At 66.6% G+C, this 2847-nt stretch carries 4 protein-coding genes and 2 pseudogenes; 1 reads left to right on the top strand and 5 read right to left on the bottom strand.

The annotated features are described in order from the left end of the window. A partial coding sequence (locus EFK10_RS45860; RefSeq protein WP_127361555.1) for a hypothetical protein occupies nt 1-279 on the top strand: 279 nt, incomplete at its 5' end. Nucleotides 280-350: 71 nt separating this feature from the next. On the opposite strand, the gene EFK10_RS45855 is transcribed toward EFK10_RS45860, so the two are convergent. From EFK10_RS45855 to EFK10_RS45845, 5 genes and pseudogenes are all read right to left on the bottom strand, one after another. Beyond that, nucleotides 351-725 (bottom strand): hypothetical protein, encoded by a 375-nt coding sequence (locus tag EFK10_RS45855; RefSeq protein ID WP_240677875.1) that lies wholly within the window; start codon nt 723-725, stop codon nt 351-353. Nucleotides 726-1255: 530 nt separating this feature from the next. Further along, nucleotides 1256-1387, bottom strand: coding sequence for a hypothetical protein (locus EFK10_RS52470; protein WP_265737613.1), 132 nt, complete (start codon nt 1385-1387; stop codon nt 1256-1258). Between the two features lie 16 nt (nt 1388-1403). Further along, nucleotides 1404-2195 (bottom strand): annotated as a pseudogene (locus tag EFK10_RS45850) (sialidase family protein); the annotation flags it as partial. Between the two features lie 124 nt (nt 2196-2319). Next, nucleotides 2320-2493: a VIT1/CCC1 transporter family protein gene (locus tag EFK10_RS48330; RefSeq protein ID WP_164836475.1), complete on the bottom strand. Its 174-nt coding sequence runs from the start codon at nt 2491-2493 to the stop codon at nt 2320-2322. 33 nt (nt 2494-2526) lie between these two features. Beyond that, nucleotides 2527-2847: pseudogene (locus EFK10_RS45845) on the bottom strand (YncE family protein); the annotation flags it as partial.

Raw genomic sequence — 2847 nt, 5'->3', positions numbered from 1 at the left:
GCGGGTGCCGATGTCGGCACCCTGACGAACATGGTCTCCGTCGTGGCGTGCAACAACCATCTCGTGGACTACAACTACAAGTCGCCTGCCGACCACTCGCCCCACCCCTGCATCAACGGTCCGGTCCACAGTGGCAACAGCGTGAACAGCGGGAACTTCGTCAACCACGGAGATCCCCTAAACAGCGGCAATTTCACCAACGACAACGGGTCGACCAACACTCACAACGCCGTCACCGGGCCCGCGCAGCTGACCGGGTCACCGGGCCCGAGCACCTGACCGGCGTTCATCACTGAACCAACCCAACCTAAACCGCCCGCCGACTGTACAGTCGGCGGGCGGTTTAGGTTTCAGTGATGGCGGCCGCTGGACAGCTGGTTGTCGTAGCCGTTCGGCGAGGAGCCATGCGTCACGTTGTTGCTGTTGGTCGATCCGTTGACGTTGGCGAAGTTGCCGGTATTGTTGGCATTCCCCTTGCCGTACACGAAGTTGCCGCTGTTCTTGGTGTTCCCACTTCTCAGCGGCCCGTTGATGCAGTACTTGACCGGCTTGGGGCAGGAGAATCCATTGCCGATTTTGACAACGGTGTCACCGGTCGTGCCGGACACCGCCGACAACACCTGGGGCCAGATATCATTCCCATGGGCGAACGAAGTGCCGGCCCCGGCCAGCGCCATCCCGAGGGCTCCGGCGACTACGGCGCCGATCCGCGCGGCTACTTTCACTGCGTGCTTCCGATCCTGGCGTTTTGGGATGAGATCTTCCTAATCCCTATGTGTAGCCGATGGCAACCTTAGAGAAACAATTCGCCGTCGAATTCACCCGGTCCGACCACGGTTTTCACTCAGATGGGTCAGCTGCGGTGGCACGAATGCTCAACCAGTACGAACCTGCCATGACCAGCGCCAGAGAATGCGGTTCACCCCATACCACGGTGGCCGGAGCGGCTTCCAGGAAAGCTGTCGCAAGGGTCGGCGCCCGAGCAATTCCGGGGAACGGCGGCATGAATTACTCCCGGTTTTTCTCGTGCTCCATCCGAGGCCCTGTCAGCGGGGCGGAGTGACCCGGAATCTCTCCACGTCACGCTTTCCACCACAAGCGGTCCGGCCATCCTGCAGAGCTCCTAAGGCCCCTCTTGGCACTGGAGGCGGGTCCCCAGCCACGAGGCTCAGGGACCGTCGTCATGCCGTTACTTGTTGCTCCAGCGCCAGCCGTGGCCCCAGCCGTGGTGGCCGTACCAGCCGCAGTCGTCACGTCAGCCGCCGCACCAGTTGTGCCGGCTGCTCTCGTGGCGGGAGATACCGGAGTCGTGGCGGGAGGAGCCGGAGTCGGTTGCACTGGCAGCGCTGACACCGGTGAACGCCAGGACGATTGCGGCGAACAGCACGGCAGCCCCGCTGGGATCAGGGGCAGGTCAGCGGGATGCGGCGGTAGCTGATCTGGTCGTGGTACGTACTCGTCCCTGTCTCGAACAGCACCCCGGTCACGGTGCGCTCCGGCTTGGCCATGTCGGAGTACCCCGCCAGGCCGGCTGCGATGACCGTGGCCGTCCGCCACGTCTTCCCGCCGTCGGCGCTCCGCCGCAACGTCAAGTGCTGGCGCACTCTCGGGCCGTCCGGTGCGGAGAACAGCAGCGGCTTGCACGACACCCCTGTGTCTTGCAGCAGCGTTCCCTTCACCTGCGGAGCGGTCAAGGCCGGAGCCGGCCGGAAGGGCGCGGAGAACGTGGAGCCGTTCGTCAGGCTGTAGGTGAAGGCCCGCGTCGCGGGGTCGCTGCCGCCCTCGTCGCGCGCGTTCAGGTACAACCGGCCGTCCGGCAGCTGCGCCGCGGTGGTCTCGTCCGGGTTGAGGACCCCGTCGGTGTGGTCGTCGACCGCGCCGATCCGCCACGTCGCGCCGTGGTCGTCGGACAGCAGCAGGTGCGAGCCGCGCAGCGACCCCGCGCCGGTGTGGTTGGCCGGGATGACCAGGCGCCCGGACTTCAGGGCGATGCCGTGCCCGGGTCCGGTGGCGTACCAGCGCCAGGAGCTGCGCTTCACCGCGCTGGTGATCTCCTTCGGCGTCGTCCACGTCGCGCCCTTGTCGCCGCTGGACTGCACATACACGCGGCGGCCCTGCGCCGCGGTGACCGTGCCCGCCTGGATCTGCGCCTGAGTGACCGTCCCGGCCTGCCGGGTGGTGAGAAGCCAGATCTTCCCGGTCGCCGGGTCGGCGTCGCCGCGAGGGTGAGGTTGAACCCGGGGAGTTTCCGTGCCGCCCGCAGGGACACCCCGGGTTCCGGCATGGTGGCGCTGGTGTCGGTCTGCGTGACCCTCCCGGTCAGACGGCTCCTTGCCCGATCACGTGGCCGATGCCGTACACGATGGCCGCGGTGACCAGCGCGGCGGTGCCGCCGCCGAACATGAACGGCAGGACGACCACCAGGGCGCCGAACGCGAACAAACTGGACACATCCGCCGACCAGGACGATCCGAGCTCCACGGGATCGAGCACGCTGGTAGGCGTGAAGATCAGGAGGAGTGGTCGTCAGGGGCTGACTGCCACGCCGTAGGGGCTGCTGCCGAGCGTGAGGGTCGCGGTGACCTTGAGGGTACTGGGGTTGATGACCGTGAAGGTGCCCCCTCCTTGGTCCGTGACGTAGACCGCGGCGGGGGTGACCGCGATGTTGAAGGGATCGGTGCCCGGGGGGCCCACATTCACGGTCGAGGAGACGTGGTGGGTGCGGGTGTCGATCACGGATACGTTGCCCGGGCCGAGAACAGCGGCGTAGGCCTTCTGGCCGTCCGGTGCGAGCGTCACACCGAAAACGCCCTCGCCGACCGGCACGGTAGCTGTGATCTTGCCGGT

Source organism: Streptomyces soli, assembly GCF_003999195.1.
In the GTDB taxonomy this organism is placed as follows: domain Bacteria; phylum Actinomycetota; class Actinomycetes; order Streptomycetales; family Streptomycetaceae; genus Actinacidiphila; species Actinacidiphila soli.
The sequence above is the reverse complement of the archived record's forward strand: the minus strand, read 5'-3'. Positions and strand labels throughout refer to the sequence as shown.